Here is a 16745-nt window from a genome sequence, read left to right on the forward strand (position 1 = left end):
GGACAAGAAGGGGATAGCGTCATTTTTGCAATGTTGCGGCTGAGACTCAGACGGTGGGTGTTATTTTGGGATGGATTGGGTGCCGTCGATTTTCAGATTGGCGAAATCTTGTGGGGCGTCCGAGGTCAGGTATGCGGCTTCGGCAGCTTGCCAGTCTCGCCAAAGTGGGGCCGCATCGGCACCGTCGCGCGCTAGGCCGCGTTGCAGGCAGATGTCAGACGGGGTGTCGACAAAGATGGCGAATGACAGAAATTTTCGGAAAGCGATCCGTGCGCTGCTCACACCTTCAAGGATGACGAAAGGTTGTATCGGGACGCTATGCCATTCCGCCAGACGGTTCGTTGACCAATCGAAGCGTTGGTATCGGGCGGCGGTATTAGCATGAAGCGGTTGCAGCACTTGCTGGATCAGCCTGTCGTGCCAATTCAGCGGGTCGTCCCAGCTCGCAAACTCATCGGTATGGATCACTTGCGCATCAAGACGCGTTGCCAAGCGTTCGGATAAAGTTGTTTTGCCCGCGCCACCGCAGCCATCAATCGCGATGATTGCGGTTGTCATGTTGTCTGGTGCCGAATGTGCTTTGACGCTACCAACAATGTCGGTCAGCGTCGGGTTTGTCATGACAGGATTTCACCCAAGAGACGTTTTGCTTCGCTTGCCGGGCTGGCCAACGTGGATCTGTCTTCGCCCGGGTGGAACCGCGCCCGTGTCGCTGTTGGCATGGCTGCGGGCGATAAAATTTTGACGACCGGGCCGGTTTTGGCACTTTCAGCCTGCCAACTGCGCGCCAACGCGACCTGTGCGCCCTTCGTTGCACCATAAGCGCCAAAGAACGCATTGCCAGCTTTGGGATCGTCAAAGAACAGCGCACGTCCTTCAGTCCCAAGCAATGGGCTGATGTACCCGATCAGGCGGGCCGTTGCGGTGATGTTGGTCAAAACCGATTTATCGAAATCTTTGGGGCCGATATGGCCAGCAGGCGCAAGAGGGGCGGCATGAACGGCTGTGTGTACCCAAAGGTCCAGTTTACCCCAGCGGTCATAGATCGAGCGGCACAACTGCTGCATCGCGGCCTCAACAGTGATGTCCATTGGGGCCAGTGTCGATACCCCCCCCGCTGCTTGGATACGGTCATCCAATTCTTCCAGCGCACCAGTTGTCTTACCAACGGCCACAACATGATGGGTAGCAGCCAATTCTTCGGCAAGCGCTGCGCCAAGCCCACGAGAGGCCCCAGTGATCAATGCAATCTTTGTCATAACGCACCATGTGACGCGTCAACCTCAAACGGTCAAGGGGCCGACAAGGTTAGCGGCAGTGTTTCCCGCAAAACAAGTTGAACTTTGGATATATCGACAAGGATATCCGCGGCTAACGCGGTTGAATGGTTGTGCGTGGGAAACCGGTAGTTTCGCACTTCCTTCGGTTTCTCGCCGGTGAGATGAAACCGCTGCACTTCATCTACGAATTTTGCAGCACCAGCTGTGTTACCACCTTCAAAAGCGATGGTTTGGCCGCCGTCCATAATGATGGACCAGCGATAGCTGACTTGGTGACTATCGTTGCTTTCCATGCGTCCCATCACACCTCCTGAATTCTGGATGCTTTGTGGATCGCATGGAAAAGTTTAGGAAACGTTTCGCTGGCCTATTCGGCGGCCTGCTTCGCTTTAAAGCCTTGTTCGATCATGTCAGAGGGGGCGATCGGGTATTCGCCGGAAAAACATGCGTCGCAATAGGCAGGCGACGCTGCATTGCGGCCATCTTTTTCGCCAACTGCGCGGTACAGCCCATCCAGCGAGATGAATTTCAAACTATCAACGCCCAGATGCACCCGCATTTCTTCTTCGGACATAGTCGCGGCCAGCAGTTTTTCGCGTTCTGGCGTATCGACGCCGTAGAAGCACGGCCAAGCTGTAGGCGGGGACGCGATGCGGAAGTGGACTTCGGCAGCACCAGCATCCAGCACCATTTCCTTGATCTTGCGGCTGGTCGTGCCGCGTACAACACTGTCATCAACCAAGATCACGCGTTTGCCTTTGATCAGCGCCTTATTGACATTGAGCTTCAACAGAACACCCATGTTGCGGATCTGTTCAGTCGGCTCGATAAACGTCCGACCCATGTAGTTGTTACGGATAATCCCCATGGCAAACGGGATACCGGATTCCAAGGAATAGCCAATCGCAGCCGGGGTCCCGGAATCCGGAACCGGGCAAACCAGATCGGCTACAACGGGGTTTTCCTTGGCTAGTTCACGACCAATGTTTTCGCGTGTCTCATATACGGACCGACCGCCAAGTTGGCTATCAGGACGGCTGAAATACACATGTTCAAAGATACAGAAGCGCGATTTCGCGCGGCGGAACGGGAAATGGCTTTCGACGCCTTTGTCCGAAATCACGACCATTTCGCCAGCTTCGATTTCACGAATGAATTCCGCGCCAATGATATCAAGCGCACAGGTCTCGGAAGACAGAACCCAACCATCGCCGACCTTGCCCAGAACCAACGGACGCACGCCTAACGGATCGCGGCAGCCGATCAGTTTTGTGCGGGTCATCGCGACGACGGAAAAGGCGCCTTCGACTTTGCGTAGCGCTTCTTCCATCCGGTCGGGAATGGTTTTGCCCATGGAGCGGGCCATCAGGTGGATGATGCATTCGGAATCAGATGACGACTGGAAAATTGATCCGCGTTCCGTCAACTCTTTGCGCAAGGACATCGCATTGGTGATGTTCCCGTTATGGGCAATCGCAGCCCCACCCATCGAAAATTCGCCAAAGAACGGCTGAACGTCACGAATTTCTGTACGCTGACCTTTGTTGCCTGCGGTGGAGTAACGCACGTGACCGATCCCAATCGGACCGGGCAGGCGTTCGATCATCTCGGCAGAAGTAAAGTTATCGCGGACCAGACCCATACGGCGGGCTTGGTGAAAACCTGTTTCAGGGTGGTGGGTGACGATGCCGCCCGCTTCTTGACCGCGGTGCTGCAAGGCGTGAAGACCAAGCGCTACAAAGTTGGCGGCGTTGCTGACACCGACGACGCCAAAGACGCCGCATTCCTCCTTGAGCTTATCATCGTCAAAAGGGTGGGCAGGGGGCATCTGATGGGACAAGGTGAGCTTTCCATATCCAGTGGCTGCGTTTAGGGGCGTCTTAATCATTTGGGACGACAGAGTCACGCCCATAGATCGGGCATCCCACGAATGAAAAGGTGCGCCGCAGCGCACCTTTGTTTGTCTTACTCGGTTGTCAGCGTCTCGGCGGGCTCTGTTGCGCCGCAATCGCCGACCAACTGCTCGTATTGGGTGGTGATCCAGCCAAGTGCTGCTTCAGGATCACGTTCGCCGATCGTGCCGGTGAACTGCGAGAAGATCACAGCAGAACGGCTGTTTTCGATCATTTCGATTTTCTGCGTAGAAAGAACTGTTTGGTACACGAAGAACGCAACAGCCACGAGCAAGATGCCGCGCGCCACGCCAAAGACAAAACCAAGACCTTGATCCAAACCACCAAGGGCGGATCGTTGGATGATGCTAGAGAACAGCGGTGTGAAGATCGACACGACGACGAGGGCCACAGCGAATACGGCTGCGAAAGAAGCAATGATCGACAATTCACAGCTATCGCCGATAAAGTCGCCAACGACCGGAATTTGACGGATCAGCGGTTGCACCTGATCGGCAAAGATAAAGGCCAAAATCGTGGCCCCAATCCATCCCGCGATGGCCATTGCTTCGCGGACAAAGCCACGGCTGTAGGCCAGTAGGGCGGAAAGCACGATGATGATCGCGACGACGCCGTCGATGATTGTAAAGTCCATGTCGTTCCTCTTGCCCGACGCCTAGGATCTTGCGCCGAATACCTCTTCAACAAAACCAGCCAAATCTTGCGGTTGCCGCAAAGTTAGACCGGACGCCGCGACCTGTTTGGTCTGTTGCGGTGTGATTGCGGAGGTAAAACCAAGTTTTGCCGCTTCTTTCAATCTATTTTCCGTCTGAACGACAGGACGTAACGCACCGGACAGACTGATTTCGCCAAAAACCACCGATTCTTTTGGCAATGCAGCGTCTTCTCGCGCCGAAACGAGCGCGGCTGCCACGGCGAGGTCCGCGGCTGGCTCTGAAATGCGCAAACCCCCTGCTACGTTAAGATAAACGTCCAATCCGGTGAAGGGGACTCCACAGCGTGATTCGAGCACCGCGAGGATCATTGCAAGCCGTCCACTGTCCCATCCGACGACAGATCGGCGGGGTTGGCTGTGTGGCGAAGGGGCCACAAGGGCTTGGATCTCGCAAAGCATCGGACGGGTGCCTTCAATGCCGCCAAACACAACTGATCCGGGTGCAGGGGTGCGTTCTGACAGGAAAAGGGCCGAGGGATTCTTAACCTCCGCAAGCCCTTTGCCGGTCATTTCAAACACGCCAATCTCATCAGCAGGGCCAAAGCGGTTCTTCACGGATCGCAAAATCCGGAACTGGTGGCCGCGCTCGCCTTCGAAATACAGCACTGTATCGACCATATGCTCAACGACACGCGGGCCGGCAATTGCACCTTCTTTAGTGACGTGTCCGACCATCACGATGGCAACGTCATGGGTCTTTGCAAATGTCGTCAGTTCGTGGGCACAGGTGCGGACCTGCGACACGGATCCGGGGGCACTGTCCACGTGGTCGGCCCACATGGTCTGGATCGAATCGATAATCGCGAAATCGGGCTTTTCGGCCTCAAGGGTGGTGAGAATGTCGCGCAGGTTTGTCTCGGAGGCGAGCGCCACGGGACTTTCATGCAGCCCCAAACGACGGGCGCGCATCTGGACTTGGGCCGCGGATTCTTCGCCTGAGATGTAAACGACCTTTAGCCCGTTGCGGGCAAAGCGGGCGGCGGCCTGCAATAGCAACGTTGATTTCCCGATGCCGGGATCGCCGCCGACCAAAAGGGCGGACGCCTTCACCAAGCCGCCGCCAAGCACACGGTCCAATTCGCCGACGCCTGACATGGTGCGGGGCGGGGCTTCGCCGACAGTTGCAAGATCGGTTAGCGGGATCGGTTTACCGCGTCGCGCCGCTAAGGATTTTTTGCCGGGTCCGGCCGCAAGCGGCTTTTCCTCGACAATCGAATTCCAGGCCTGACAGGCGTCGCATTGGCCCGACCATTTCGTGCTGGAGGCGCCACATTCATTGCAGGTGTAATTTAACGATTTAGCCATGTTTCCGTTTTGTCCCATTTTGACATGGGCCGCAATGCAAATGCGCAAACGCGAATTTGCCGAAAAATCGGGGTCAATCTGTAGGGGCGGATTTTGTGGAGAACATCGAGATAAGCAACGACACGACGATGCAGGCCGTGAATAGATAGAGGCCCCATGCGGTTTCCACTTTGCCGATGCCAACGCCTTTCGCAAGCACAATGTACAACGCAATCAAGAAGATATCGGCCATCGCCAATTTGCCCATATAGCTCAGCACTGGCAGCGTTTTCGCCTTGAGCAGATCAAAATGAACTAACGCGAGGCCTATTGTCTTCAGGTACGGCGCGAAAAGCGCGAAGACCGTGACGACCAATGCCAGAAATACATCTGACTTCCAAAGGCTCTGCAGACCGGAAATGACGGAAATTTCGGATAGTCCAAACAACGGTAGCAGGCCTGCGCGCATCAATGGCGCAAACCACGCGATGGGAAACAAAACCAATAGGCTTAGGTTTGTAATCTTCAGGGCCGTCTGCATGTACGCACTCACCTTTTATGTCGCTTGATCATAGATGGTGATGCGTTCCGCCTTTGTGCAAGGGTGGGTTATTCAGCGGCTGGCTTTTGTGCTAAAATCAGCACGTTGCTGTCAACGTCCTTGGTCAGATCCGGCATGGTGAGGTCTTCCATGAATTCATCACCGTCGTCATGTTCCAGCGAATATCCCAAAGCAGGCAGGGCCTTTTGCAGCTTTTCGTCAAGCTGGGCCAATTGCGACGCAACGATGCTTTCTTCAAGTTCAACCTGTTGCGCCCATTTGCGGATTTCGGTGCAGGCATGCAGCGCTTCAACGATACGTTCCTGCTGTTTTTCCGCTTCTTCCTGTCGCTGAACCAAGAACGCCTTGGCACGCGCAACTTTTTCATCTGAATAAACATCTGCCAGATGGCGCGATTGCTGGCTCATTTGGGCGGCAACTTCCATCACTGATGGCTCCAGTTGCTCCATATCCGGGTGGTCGCGCAGGTAGGCCAACCGTTCGCGGATGGCATCAAATTCAGATGACAGTGTAAAAACGCCAGACCGGTCGGCCGTATGCACTTCGTGATAGGCTTTGGCCACATCGTGCATCGAAATCTGGAATTTGCGGTGGCTATTTTCAAGCGCCATGATCCGCGTGTTGGTCGGTAGATAAAAAGCCATTGACCCGACAAGCACGGTCAGAATGATTTGTAGGTACATGCCTGCTTCGGGGATTGTGGTTTCGCCAAATGTCAAAGGCATCGTCAGCCAAGTCGACTGCTCAAACGCACACATGATGGTGTAAAAGGCCAACGCCAATGCGATAGCAGCAACCAGAAACAATGAAAGCGCGTGGCACATGCGCGCCAAATTGCGCAGAAACAAAAACAAGGTGCATTCCCCCAAATGCTTAGAATGTTCTTAAGATAGGCGAAGACTCGCCAACTGCCAAAGGGGAATTGGGGACAGGAAGCGACTGTTACTCTTTCAGGTGCGTTCAGGGCGCAAAATGATCCGATATTGTTTCCGAATTGCGATTAATTTGCGCTCTTGGTTCGGGCGTGTCGTGTTTTGTCTTTGATGGCATGTCAGTGCGGATCGCCCACATTCTAAGGGGAAATGGTTAACAAGCGGTAAGATCGCGCCGTTGCGAAATGCGAAACAATGACGTTCACGTCAGGGTTGTTGCGCAAAGTGTCACAATTGCCTTCTTTTTGACAGATTGACCGGAGCAGTCGCTGATTCCGAACGAATCGCAGTTACCAGCGCGCCTTGATCGGCCCTTCTGTCGACCCAGCAATGAACTGTTTCAGGTGGGGATCATCAGCATCACCCATCGCCGTTTTCGGTCCAGTCCAGCGGATGACCCCGTCGTGCAGCATCGCGACGTGATCCGCGATCGTATCAACCGACGTCATGTCGTGGGTGATCGTGACGGCAGTGACACCAAGGTCCGTCACAACATTGCGGATCAGATCATTGATCACGCCTGCCATAATCGGGTCGAGCCCCGTTGTCGGTTCGTCGAAGAAAATCACTTCCGGATCAGCCGCAATCGCACGGGCCAGCCCCACACGTTTTTGCATGCCGCCCGACAGTTCAGACGGGTAGCGGTCAGCGATATCTGCGGTCAGCCCGACCTGCGCAAGTTTTGCAATCGCAATATCACGGGCCTGCGCCTTACGTGGACCGCGCAGCAGGCGGAACGCCACGTTTTGCCAAACGGGCAGGCTGTCGAACAACGCGCCACCTTGGAACAACATGCCGAACCGATCCAGAAAGCCAGCTTGGGTTTTCGGCGTCATCGCAGCACCGTCAATCGTGATCTGACCCGCATCCGGCGTCAGGAGCCCAAGAATGCATTTGATAAGCACAGACTTACCAGACCCAGACCCGCCGATGATGACCATACTTTCGCCGCGCCCGACCGACAGGTCCACGCCGCGCAGTACGTGATTGCCTTCAAAGGTCTTATGAACGCCGGAAAGGGTAATCATGTGCTGAAAAACGCTTCTGTGAGGAAGAAGTTGGCAGCAAGTATCAAAACTGACGCTGCAACCACCGCGCCTTTTGTTGCGCGCCCCACGCCCATCGCACCGCGGTCGGATGTCATCCCGTAGTAGCAGCCAACAAGAGCTGCGATGAAACCGAAGACCGCGCCTTTGACCAATGAAGACGCGATGTCCAAAGCTTCGAGAAAATCGACTGTGTTTTGAATGTAGCTGGCCGCATTAAAACCCAACCGTTGTGTGGCGACCAGATAGCCGCCGAAAATCCCGATGGTATCCCCGACTGCAACCAGAAGCGGCATCATCAACGTTGCAGCTAACACGCGGGGCAGGGTCAGGTACTTGATCGGGTGCGTGGACAGTGTGACCAATGCGTCGATCTGTTCAGTCACTTTCATCGTGGCGATTTCAGCGGCAATGGACGACGTGACGCGTGCTGCGATCATGAGGCCAACCAACACAGGCCCCAGTTCCCGGACCATGCCGATGGCCACGATCTGGGGAACAACAGCCTCTGCCGAGAAACGCGCACCGCCAGAATAGATTTGCAATGCCAATGCGCCGCCGGTGAAAAACGCGGTCAAGCCGACAACAGGCAGTGAAAAGTAACCGATCTGGATAAGCGCCTGTCCAAAGGCGCCCCCATAAAACGGCGGCCGTACAAGGTGGCTGATCGTTTGACCGGTGAAAATCGTAAACCGACCAAGGGCCGCAAGTGCGCCCAGCATTGCCGCACCTATCGCGGCCAGAAACATCATCCTGTGACGGATTGGCGGCTGTAGCGGTTACCAAGCGATGTCAGGATTTCATAACCAATCGTGCCTGCACGGTCGGCCAATTGATCTACCGATTGTTTTGGCCCAAGAATTGTCAGCGCCTCTGGATCAAAGCCAAGATCGGTGACGTCTACAGTCAGCAAATCCATCGACACGCGCCCGATCAGCGGGCAGGGGTGGTCGTCGTACCAAAGCGTGGCGCGGTCTGACATCGCGCGGATCAATCCGTCTGCGTAGCCAGCGGATACAGTCGCGATGCGCGACGGACGCGCGGCCTGCCACGAATTGCCGTAGCCTGCGACTTCGCCCGCGTCCAAGGCGCGGACCTGAATAACGGGCAGATCAAGTCGCGCGACCGCGCGGGCATCCTTAAACGGCGCGCCGCCGTACAGGCCGATCCCCGGACGGCAAATGTCGAAGTGGTAATCCGCACCCAAAAGCATCCCGCCCGTCGCAGAAAGCGACCGCGGCGTTGTGATTCCGTCGGTCATTTTATGGAAGATATCCAATTGATACGGGTTCATCGGGTGATCGGGATCATCGGCGCAGGCTAGATGGCTCATCACCATGGACGGACGTTGTGCCAGCACAACTTCGGCAACAGCGGCCCATTCGTCCCATTCCATCCCGAGACGGTTCATGCCGGTGTCAAGTTGGATACCAAACCCGTGGCCGGGCAGATGTTCCAGATGACGCGACACCTGATCCACAGAATTCAACATTGGCGTCAGGTTTAGATCACGGATCAAAGCGGTATCGCCGTCCATGTGGCCAGAGAATACGCTGATTTCAACGTCCGGTCCCAATGCCTGACGGACAGCTGCACCTTCTTCAGCAATAGCCACAAAAAAGCGACGCGCACCCACATCGGCCAAAGCTTTTGCAACGCGTGCCGCACCTAATCCATAGCCGTCTGCCTTAACGACAGCCCCCGTTTCCACGGTGGTTTTTGCGTCAAGGGCACGCCAGTTGGCGGCCACGGCGGAAAGGTCGATTGATAAGTGTCCAGTGCTCATGCGACCCCTTTTGTCACTCCGGGGGCGGAGGTCAAGAAAAAGCTGTCAGTTCGCGGTATCATCGGCGATTTCAGGTAGAAAATCATAGGTGCGAAGTTCAGCTTGGGTCAGCAAATAGATTTCGTCGGGCGGCGTCACGAGGGCGTGCTGCATCACCAGCGGATCGATTCCCATTTTGTCGAGGTATGTCATGACGTCGCCCTGACCGCGCTGAATGTCCTCAACTGCGAGAAAAGCGGGCAGAGCGATGTTTTCGCCAAAGAAATGTTGGTGAACGCCCACCCACGCACCTTCGGGAATATCGCGGGTAGTGCCTGCTGCCAGAATATAAGGGCATGCGGACAGACAGACATCGGCGTCGGACATGGCGGTCTCGGATTCCATGTCGCGGATCGTTTGGCCTATGACCAACGCATCGGTGACCGATCCGCCGGGACTGTTCAGGAAGACCACTTCTGGTGCGCCTTCACGGTCGATAAAATCACCAAACCGCGCCGCATCGCCCGGCTGAATTTGTCCGGTCATCGTCACCACATCGCGGCCTTCCCACTGTACGCTGTCGAACAATAACCGCGATGGCATGTCGCCGGTATTGGGCAATGGGCGCGAATTGGGGGATGCTTCGCGGGCAGGGACCTGCGCAGGATTGAACCTGCGCGTTTGATCACCGGGGCGCAGCGGTTCGGTTAATTGCGGGGCGTCCGACGGCGACATCGCCTGCGGCAGCACCCGTACTAAATCGGAGCCAAACAGCATCACCGCAAAGCCAAGCTGGATGAAAAGGACCAGCTTCAGCAGCGTTCCCGGGCCGCGTTTCGTCGATTTGGTCATTCCGCTGGCTTTGTCATTGGGACGGGCTGCGGGGCAGGGATAGGATGTGGTTCTGCGTTAGGTTCAGGGGCTTTGACGCTGGTGTGACCTTCAACCTCTTTCAGTGCAATCATCGCGGCGCGCAGGTCAGCGAGCGTCATCATATCTTCCGTCGTTGATCCGTCACGGCCCGCACGAATTGCGGCTTGGGTCACGGTCATGATCAACACGAGAACGGCGGGCAACAGATCGATTGCAATCGCACCTGCCCAGCTCGGGATGAAGTTCGCGGCGTATTTGATTACCGCGTCAGCAGTGGAAATCGGTGTGTAAACGGTATCGGACGGCGGCGTCATGCCATTCACAGCTTCGGCGGCAAGGCGCAAAGTCTCTGCCCGTTGACCCAACACGGTTAACACGGAATCGATCGTTGCGGCTTGATCTTGGCGTGTGGCGTCGGACGTCGATCGCAATTGCGGGGTCACGACAGAGGCCGACAAATCTTGCGCCGCGCGCACAACAAGCGGGGCAACGGATAGCTGGCGCAGTTGCGTAATGATGTTCGCAAGGCGTACGGCTTCTTCGGAAAACAAGACAGAGCGGGGTTCAACCGGTCCCGCCTCAACAGTTAACGCACGCATTCGCGACAGGATGGCGTTGCCTTCAGCGAATGCCGCATCGACGAAGGGTTGTTGTGACGCGATTTGTGTCTCCAACCCTGCAAGTTCATCTGACTTTTGCTGCAACAACCGGAACACAGCGCCTTGGCCTGCGATACCTGACAAATTCCCCGTGGCTTCCTGTTCGCTCAGGTCGTCAAACCCTTGCCGGACCCGCGCGACATCACGTTGCAGGCCTTGACCCGAAACGGCGATGGTATTGGCGCGTTCCAACGCGGCCTGATAATCCTGAACTGTCGTCGCAAGGTGCTGTTCAACGGCGGCAGCCCCGGCCAACGCTGCGGCATTTAACCATGAGGACATCGCGATAATCGCAAGCGATCCCAAACACATCGACAGGAATAATCCGATCCGGGCACCCATCGTACGGACGGCTGGCAACAGGCGCATCAGGTAGGACCAGAACACGAAAATCGCGACCGACACAGCGACGGAATAGGCCATTGCCGCGATAAAACTGAGCGCGCCATTATCATCCAGAAGCGATGAAACACCGAGGTACGTGTAGATGCCAGATGCGACGGCCAGCACGCCAAGCGCCGTCCCTGTGATCCCATCAAGCCACGTCAAATGGCCTTCCAATTCGCGGGCATGTCGTAACGCGTGGGCCTGCGAGCGGCTCAGGTTCGCGGGATCAGTGTCTTTGACCATGATGGTCCCCCTCTGGTTTCGTCAAAAGATAGGGGGCAGTGGGCGAAAAAACAAATCACGAGGCAGTTGCGTTTACTTTTTCCGCCGATTTGGCATAGTCAGATCATGACACAACCACGCCCCCACGGCGCGCCAACGTTGCGCGCACCGACGTTCAACGATCTGACCGAAAGCCTGCGATCAGGTCTGAAAGACTTTAGCACCGCACCTGGCCTTGGTATGTTTTTCGCGAGTTTCTTTGTGTTGGCTGGATTGTTAATGGCAGGGATCACGGTTCTCACGGGGACGACATATTGGTTAATTCTGGCCGTTATGGGGTACCCGTTAGTGGGTAGTTTGGCGGCGCTCGGCTTTTACGAGACCAGCAAACGTCTTCAAGATGATGACGACGTTACATTTGCCGCGATAACGCGGTCCGTTTGGTCGCAACGCGGCGGGCAGCTGCCTTGGTTGGCAGCGATCATCGTGGTGGTTTTTCTGTTCTGGTTCTTTCTTGGGCACATGATATTCGCGCTTTTCCTTGGCCTGTCACCAATGACAAACGTGCTGTCCACTTTGGATGTGTTCCTAAGCCCGAACGGATTGATGATGCTAGGTTTCGGGACCGCCGTAGGCAGTGTTTTTGCGATGATCGTTTTTGCGATGTCAGTGCTCGGCATGCCGATGCTGCTTGATCGTGACGTCGATTTCGTGACAGCGATCATCACTTCGATCGGCGCAGTTGTCGGCAAACCGCAGGTCTATTTGATCTGGGGCATCAGCGTGGCTGTGATTACTTTGATCACGATGTTGCCGTTCTTCTTGGGACTGTTTGTGGCAATGCCGATATTGGGACACGCGAGTTGGCATCTGTACCAACGCGTGACCACGGCAGAACCCGCCGCAGTGCAAAATCCAGCTTAGGTTCGAAAAGTACAAGTGCTAGGCGACGAATTAGGGGTGGTTGTCGTTTGAGATCGCAAATGTGCAACTTCAAGCGGCGTCACGTCAGAACTCTTCGGACTGGTTTGGGTTCTGCCATGGCTGAACAAGGTTACCAAAGCGCGTGAATTGCCCTTCGAATGACAACTCGACCGTACCAATCGGACCGTGCCGTTGCTTGCCGATTACGACCTCGGCCTTGCCGTGCAGGTTTTCCATGCGTTCCTGCCAGTGGGCCATCTTTTCCATTTCGTGATCGCCCGGCTTTTCGCGTTCGACATAGTATTCTTCGCGGTACACGAACATCACGACGTCGGCGTCTTGCTCAATCGAGCCCGATTCACGCAAATCCGACAGCTGCGGGCGTTTATCTTCGCGGTTTTCCACCTGACGCGACAGCTGGGACAGCGCGATCACCGGAATCTGCAATTCCTTCGCAATCGCTTTCATCCCCATTGTGATCTCGGAAATTTCGTTCACACGGTTTTCGGATCGACCCGTGCCGCGCACAAGCTGAAGATAGTCGATGATCAACAAATCAAGACCGTGCGTCCGTTTCAAACGGCGGGCACGGGCGGCTAACTGGGAGATCGGCAGGGCAGGCGTGTCATCGATGAACAGCGGGCAGGACTCGAGCTGCTTTGCGGCCTCAACAAACCGCCGGAATTCAGCTTCCGTCATGTCACCACGGCGAATTTGTTCTGACGGCACCTCTGCCGCCTCGGACAGAATACGCGCGGCGAGCTGGTCTGCCGACATCTCGAGCGAATAGAATCCCACGACACCGCCGTTGACAGCCCCTTCGGACCCGTCATGCAGAATGCCCTTTTTGTAGGCCTTCGCGACGTTGTAGGCGATGTTCGTGGCCAGCGATGTTTTCCCCATCGATGGGCGACCGGCGAGGATCAAAAGGTCGGATTTGTGCAAACCGCCCAGCTTTTTATCCATGTCGATCAAACCGGTAGAGACACCGGACAAATCGCCATCGCGCTGATAGGCGGTGTTCGCGATGTTCACAGCTTCGGTCACGGCTTTCAGGAAACTTTGGAAACCGCTTTCAGACGTGCCTTGTTCAGCCAAACGGTAAAGTTCCTGTTCCGCCTCAACAATCTGTTCGCGCGGTTCGCTTTTCACGTCGACCTTCGCGGCCTTTTCAGCGATTGCTTGGCCGACGGTGATCAATTCGCGGCGGACTGAAAGATCGTAAATCATTTGGGCGTAGTCAGCGGCGGCGAATGCAGAGATCGCTGCACCAGCCAGACGGGCCAGATAGGCTGGGCCGCCAAGTTCTTGTAGGCCTGCATCGTCTTCAAGAAAGGTCTTCAACGTCACAGGTGACGCGAGCGCGTTCTTGGCGATCCGCGATGCGGCGACTTCAAAGATGCGGGCATGCACAGGATCGTAGAAATGATCGGGCCCAAGGATGGACGCCACACGGTCGAACACATCGTTGTTGGTCAGAATAGCACCCAGAAGCTGTTGTTCCGCTTCAATAGAATGTGGCATCTGATTGGCCGTTTCCACGTCCTCTCCGGTTGCGTTGAATGTCGCAATCTCGTTCATTTTTCACCCCTATGTGGTCCCGCGCTTTATCTACCGTGGCTGATTGTTCAGCGCCATCTGGAAATGATGGGGGATAAGTACGGGACAACGCTGTGCGTAACTCGCCATCCTGAAATAGTATACCACAGCTTGTGGTCGCGTGTCAGCAACTCACAATACTGGGGGAATCTATAGCCGAAGGAATCGGCACAACAAGCGTTTCACCCACAGGCGTGGGGATAACTTTTCTTGCGTCCTAGCCCCGCGATGCCGACCAAACGTCTGGATCATGCAGGTATGCGTTCACTTCTGACAAGGTCGCGGCGTCAAAGGCATTGCGCCGTTTGGCTTCGGCGAGAACATCCCACCATGTGCACAGATGGATCAGTTGCACACCGTGATCGCCCAGCGTTTTTTCAACACCGTCAAAGATGCCGTAATAGAAGATCACCGCTGTTGCTGAGCAGGTCGCACCGGTGTCACGGATTGCGTCGACAAACGACAGTTTTGATCCGCCGTCGGTGGTCAGGTCTTCGACCAACAACACGCGCTGGCCTTCGGTCATCACACCTTCGATGCGGGCGTTGCGCCCGTAACCTTTTGGTTTTTTGCGGACATATGTCATCGGCAGCGCCATACGTTCGGCTACAAGTGCGGAAAACGGGATGCCCGCAGTTTCGCCACCTGCGATATTGTCGAACTGTTCGAAACCAGCCTCACGCATCACTGTAATGGTCAGAAAATCCATCAACGTCGCACGAATGCGCGGAAAAGAGATCAGCTTGCGGCAATCCACATAGGTCGGCGCCTGTTTGCCCGATGCGTGGGTAAACGGTTCTTTCGCGTTGAAATCAATGGCACCAATTTCAATCAACATCCCGGCCGTTAAACGCGCGATTTCTTCTTTGGGCGGGTAGGAGGTCGGGATCATGTGGGTCTCATCTTTTTTTGATCAAAATACCTCCGCCGGAGGCATCGGTTTTTAGAAAGGTCGGGGTTAGGCGGAAACCTTCCAATGCAGCGGGAAACCGGGATTGAACACGGTCACGGGGCCGTCGTCCGTTGCGATATGGGTCGGGTAGCTGACAGGTTCACCCTTGGTCAGCGTGATCGTCGCCTCGTTCGCAGGCAGGCCGTAAAAGGCCGGACCGTTCAACGACGTGAATGCCTCAAGTTTGTCCAAAGCGCCTGCCGCTTCAAACACTTCTGCTAAGCAGGACATAGTGTTCGGCGCGGTGAAAATCCCTGCGCAGCCGCATTCTTGCAGCTTGTTCGGGTCCGTATGCGGTGCGCTATCGGTGCCAAGGAAGAACCGCTTGTCGCCGGATACGGCGGCCTGCACCAATGCGACGCGATGCGTTTCACGTTTGGCCACTGGTAGACAATAGAAGTGCGGCTTGATCCCGCCTGCCAGAATATGGTTCCGGTTAATGATCAGGTGATGCGTGGTGATCGTTGCAGCAAGGTTTTTATTATTGTCGCGCACATAATCAACCGCATCTTGCGTTGTGACGTGTTCCATCACGACCTTAAGATCTGGATTCTTCTTGCGGATCGGCTTGAGCACCTTGTCGATAAACACCGCTTCGCGATCAAAGATATCGATGTTGTGGCTCGTGACCTCGCCATGCACACACAGCGGCATCCCGATTTCGGCCATCTTGGCCAACACAGGCCGGACTTTGTCGAAATCCGACACACCGGATGCCGAATTCGTTGTCGCACCCGCCGGATACAGCTTGACCGCGCGGGCGGTGCCGTCCGCATAAGCGGCTGCAACATCTTCGGGGTCTGTATCTTCTGTCAGATAAAGCGTCATCAGTGGATCGAACGTCATGCCGGCGGGCAGGGCGGCCATAATACGCGTGCGGTAGGCGCGGGCCTGATCCGCTGTCACGACTGGCGGCACAAGGTTCGGCATAATGATCGCACGACCAAAATGGCGGGCCGTTTCAGGCAGCACCGCTTGCAACATTGCGCCGTCACGCAGGTGAAGATGCCAGTCATCCGGACGCCGGATTGTGAGTTCGGTAATCGCTTTATCTTTCATGCAGTCCGGTTACACCGAAAGGGCAAAGATCACAATGTTGGTTGAAAGGAACGGCCCGCACAGCTTACGCTTACTCTGGGACAATAAAGGGGACGAATAATGCTTGGATTTTTGATCGCTGCTGCCGCTGGTTTCTTGGTACCGCAGCTAGAGCCGGTTGTCGGTAAGCCAGTTGTCGCAAAACTACGCAAAGTCGTACCAATCGATGCGCTCGAACATCGGGCGATCACCGTGCTGATTTGCTTGATCATCGCGGCGTTTGTGGCGTCCATTTTTGACAGCGGCAATGCAATCGGACTGACCGTTGGGTTTAGCCTTGGCTATTTTGGCACGCGAATCTTTGATGCGGCACAGGGCAAAAAGATCGAAAAGTGATTGCTATTGGCAGCAGTTGGCTGCCTCTATGTGGTCAATTGTGCCAAAACTATGGCATCTGTTGCCGGATCAGAGATTGCCCATGCGCGCCGCTGTGGGGCTCGAACGTAGCCGTTCACAGGCCCCGCGTCGCGATGTTCCGTCGTACTGTGAGGCCGCACCTTCAACGACGTATCGTGCGCGTAATCCTTTATTCTA

Annotated in this window: 17 protein-coding genes and 1 pseudogene; 2 read left to right on the forward strand and 16 right to left on the reverse strand. The window is 55.6% G+C overall.

All coding sequences use genetic code 11. The features are described from left to right. Positions 1-60: 60 nt before the first annotated feature. From K3729_09115 to K3729_09175, 13 genes and pseudogenes are all read right to left on the reverse strand, one after another. Positions 61-621, reverse strand: a complete 561-nt coding sequence (locus K3729_09115; protein UWQ97656.1) for a hypothetical protein — start codon at positions 619-621, stop codon at positions 61-63. Then, positions 618-1259: an SDR family oxidoreductase gene (locus K3729_09120; protein ID UWQ97657.1), complete on the reverse strand. Its 642-nt coding sequence runs from the start codon at positions 1257-1259 to the stop codon at positions 618-620. The genes K3729_09115 and K3729_09120 overlap by 4 nt, the downstream gene beginning before the upstream one ends. Positions 1260-1291: 32 nt before the next feature. Further along, positions 1292-1582, reverse strand: a complete 291-nt coding sequence (locus K3729_09125) for a hypothetical protein (protein ID UWQ97658.1) — start codon at positions 1580-1582, stop codon at positions 1292-1294. Between the two features lie 65 nt (positions 1583-1647). Next, a complete protein-coding gene (purF, locus tag K3729_09130; GenBank protein UWR01001.1) occupies positions 1648-3108 on the reverse strand; it encodes an amidophosphoribosyltransferase in 1461 nt (486 codons plus the stop codon). A 137-nt stretch (positions 3109-3245) separates the two neighbouring features. Next, positions 3246-3827, reverse strand: a complete 582-nt coding sequence (locus K3729_09135; GenBank protein ID UWQ97659.1) for a CvpA family protein — start codon at positions 3825-3827, stop codon at positions 3246-3248. Positions 3828-3848: 21 nt separating this feature from the next. Beyond that, entirely contained in the window at positions 3849-5213 is a 1365-nt protein-coding gene (gene radA, locus K3729_09140; protein UWQ97660.1) for a DNA repair protein RadA, read from the reverse strand. A 73-nt stretch (positions 5214-5286) separates the two neighbouring features. After that, complete coding sequence (locus K3729_09145; GenBank protein UWQ97661.1) at positions 5287-5733, reverse strand: paraquat-inducible protein A; 447 nt, start codon at positions 5731-5733, stop codon at positions 5287-5289. A 176-nt stretch (positions 5734-5909) separates the two neighbouring features. After that, a pseudogene (locus tag K3729_09150) lies at positions 5910-6578 on the reverse strand (DNA repair protein). A gap of 398 nt (positions 6579-6976) precedes the next feature. Next, positions 6977-7714 (reverse strand): ATP-binding cassette domain-containing protein, encoded by a 738-nt coding sequence (locus K3729_09155; protein UWQ97662.1) that lies wholly within the window; start codon positions 7712-7714, stop codon positions 6977-6979. After that, entirely contained in the window at positions 7711-8484 is a 774-nt protein-coding gene (locus K3729_09160) for an ABC transporter permease (protein UWQ97663.1), read from the reverse strand. Before K3729_09160 ends, K3729_09155 begins: the two co-directional genes overlap by 4 nt. Further along, positions 8481-9518: an alanine racemase gene (gene alr / locus K3729_09165; protein UWQ97664.1), complete on the reverse strand. Its 1038-nt coding sequence runs from the start codon at positions 9516-9518 to the stop codon at positions 8481-8483. Before alr ends, K3729_09160 begins: the two co-directional genes overlap by 4 nt. 45 nt (positions 9519-9563) lie before the next feature. Further along, entirely contained in the window at positions 9564-10349 is a 786-nt protein-coding gene (locus tag K3729_09170; protein UWQ97665.1) for an ATP-dependent Clp protease proteolytic subunit, read from the reverse strand. Continuing rightward, entirely contained in the window at positions 10346-11659 is a 1314-nt protein-coding gene (locus tag K3729_09175) for a hypothetical protein (protein ID UWQ97666.1), read from the reverse strand. Before K3729_09175 ends, K3729_09170 begins: the two co-directional genes overlap by 4 nt. Positions 11660-11764: 105 nt before the next feature. Between K3729_09175 and K3729_09180 the strand changes: the two genes are divergently transcribed. Continuing rightward, positions 11765-12562, forward strand: a complete 798-nt coding sequence (locus K3729_09180; GenBank protein ID UWQ97667.1) for a DUF2189 domain-containing protein — start codon at positions 11765-11767, stop codon at positions 12560-12562. 84 nt (positions 12563-12646) lie between these two features. Here K3729_09180 and K3729_09185 read toward each other — a convergent pair whose 3' ends face one another. From K3729_09185 to pyrC, 3 genes are all read right to left on the reverse strand, one after another. After that, on the reverse strand, positions 12647-14143 hold the full coding sequence (locus K3729_09185; GenBank protein UWQ97668.1) for a replicative DNA helicase: 1497 nt from the start codon (positions 14141-14143) through the stop codon (positions 12647-12649). A 235-nt stretch (positions 14144-14378) separates the two neighbouring features. Then, positions 14379-15053, reverse strand: a complete 675-nt coding sequence (locus tag K3729_09190; protein UWQ97669.1) for an orotate phosphoribosyltransferase — start codon at positions 15051-15053, stop codon at positions 14379-14381. Between the two features lie 66 nt (positions 15054-15119). Beyond that, entirely contained in the window at positions 15120-16172 is a 1053-nt protein-coding gene (pyrC, locus tag K3729_09195) for a dihydroorotase (protein UWQ97670.1), read from the reverse strand. Between the two features lie 99 nt (positions 16173-16271). Here pyrC and K3729_09200 point away from each other — a divergent pair, with 99 nt between their 5' ends. Next, a complete protein-coding gene (locus tag K3729_09200; protein ID UWQ97671.1) occupies positions 16272-16547 on the forward strand; it encodes a hypothetical protein in 276 nt (91 codons plus the stop codon). Positions 16548-16745: the final 198 nt, after the last annotated feature.

This window comes from Rhodobacteraceae bacterium S2214, from assembly GCA_025141675.1.
GTDB lineage: Bacteria > Pseudomonadota > Alphaproteobacteria > Rhodobacterales > Rhodobacteraceae > Yoonia.

Bases quoted from the DNA above. Each gene is read 5' to 3' on its own strand.
- K3729_09115 (UWQ97656.1), bottom strand. From the start codon at position 621: ATGACAAACCCGACGCTGACCGACATTGTTGGTAGCGTCAAAGCACAT.
- K3729_09120 (UWQ97657.1), bottom strand. From the start codon at position 1,259: ATGACAAAGATTGCATTGATCACTGGGGCCTCTCGTGGGCTTGGCGCA.
- K3729_09125 (UWQ97658.1), bottom strand. From the start codon at position 1,582: ATGGGACGCATGGAAAGCAACGATAGTCACCAAGTCAGCTATCGCTGG.
- purF (UWR01001.1), bottom strand. From the start codon at position 3,108: ATGCCCCCTGCCCACCCTTTTGACGATGATAAGCTCAAGGAGGAATGC.
- K3729_09135 (UWQ97659.1), bottom strand. From the start codon at position 3,827: ATGGACTTTACAATCATCGACGGCGTCGTCGCGATCATCATCGTGCTT.
- radA (UWQ97660.1), bottom strand. From the start codon at position 5,213: ATGGCTAAATCGTTAAATTACACCTGCAATGAATGTGGCGCCTCCAGC.
- K3729_09145 (UWQ97661.1), bottom strand. From the start codon at position 5,733: ATGCAGACGGCCCTGAAGATTACAAACCTAAGCCTATTGGTTTTGTTT.
- K3729_09155 (UWQ97662.1), bottom strand. From the start codon at position 7,714: ATGATTACCCTTTCCGGCGTTCATAAGACCTTTGAAGGCAATCACGTA.
- K3729_09160 (UWQ97663.1), bottom strand. From the start codon at position 8,484: ATGATGTTTCTGGCCGCGATAGGTGCGGCAATGCTGGGCGCACTTGCG.
- alr (UWQ97664.1), bottom strand. From the start codon at position 9,518: ATGAGCACTGGACACTTATCAATCGACCTTTCCGCCGTGGCCGCCAAC.
- K3729_09170 (UWQ97665.1), bottom strand. From the start codon at position 10,349: ATGACCAAATCGACGAAACGCGGCCCGGGAACGCTGCTGAAGCTGGTC.
- K3729_09175 (UWQ97666.1), bottom strand. From the start codon at position 11,659: ATGGTCAAAGACACTGATCCCGCGAACCTGAGCCGCTCGCAGGCCCAC.
- K3729_09180 (UWQ97667.1), top strand. From the start codon at position 11,765: ATGACACAACCACGCCCCCACGGCGCGCCAACGTTGCGCGCACCGACG.
- K3729_09185 (UWQ97668.1), bottom strand. From the start codon at position 14,143: ATGAACGAGATTGCGACATTCAACGCAACCGGAGAGGACGTGGAAACG.
- K3729_09190 (UWQ97669.1), bottom strand. From the start codon at position 15,053: ATGATCCCGACCTCCTACCCGCCCAAAGAAGAAATCGCGCGTTTAACG.
- pyrC (UWQ97670.1), bottom strand. From the start codon at position 16,172: ATGAAAGATAAAGCGATTACCGAACTCACAATCCGGCGTCCGGATGAC.
- K3729_09200 (UWQ97671.1), top strand. From the start codon at position 16,272: ATGCTTGGATTTTTGATCGCTGCTGCCGCTGGTTTCTTGGTACCGCAG.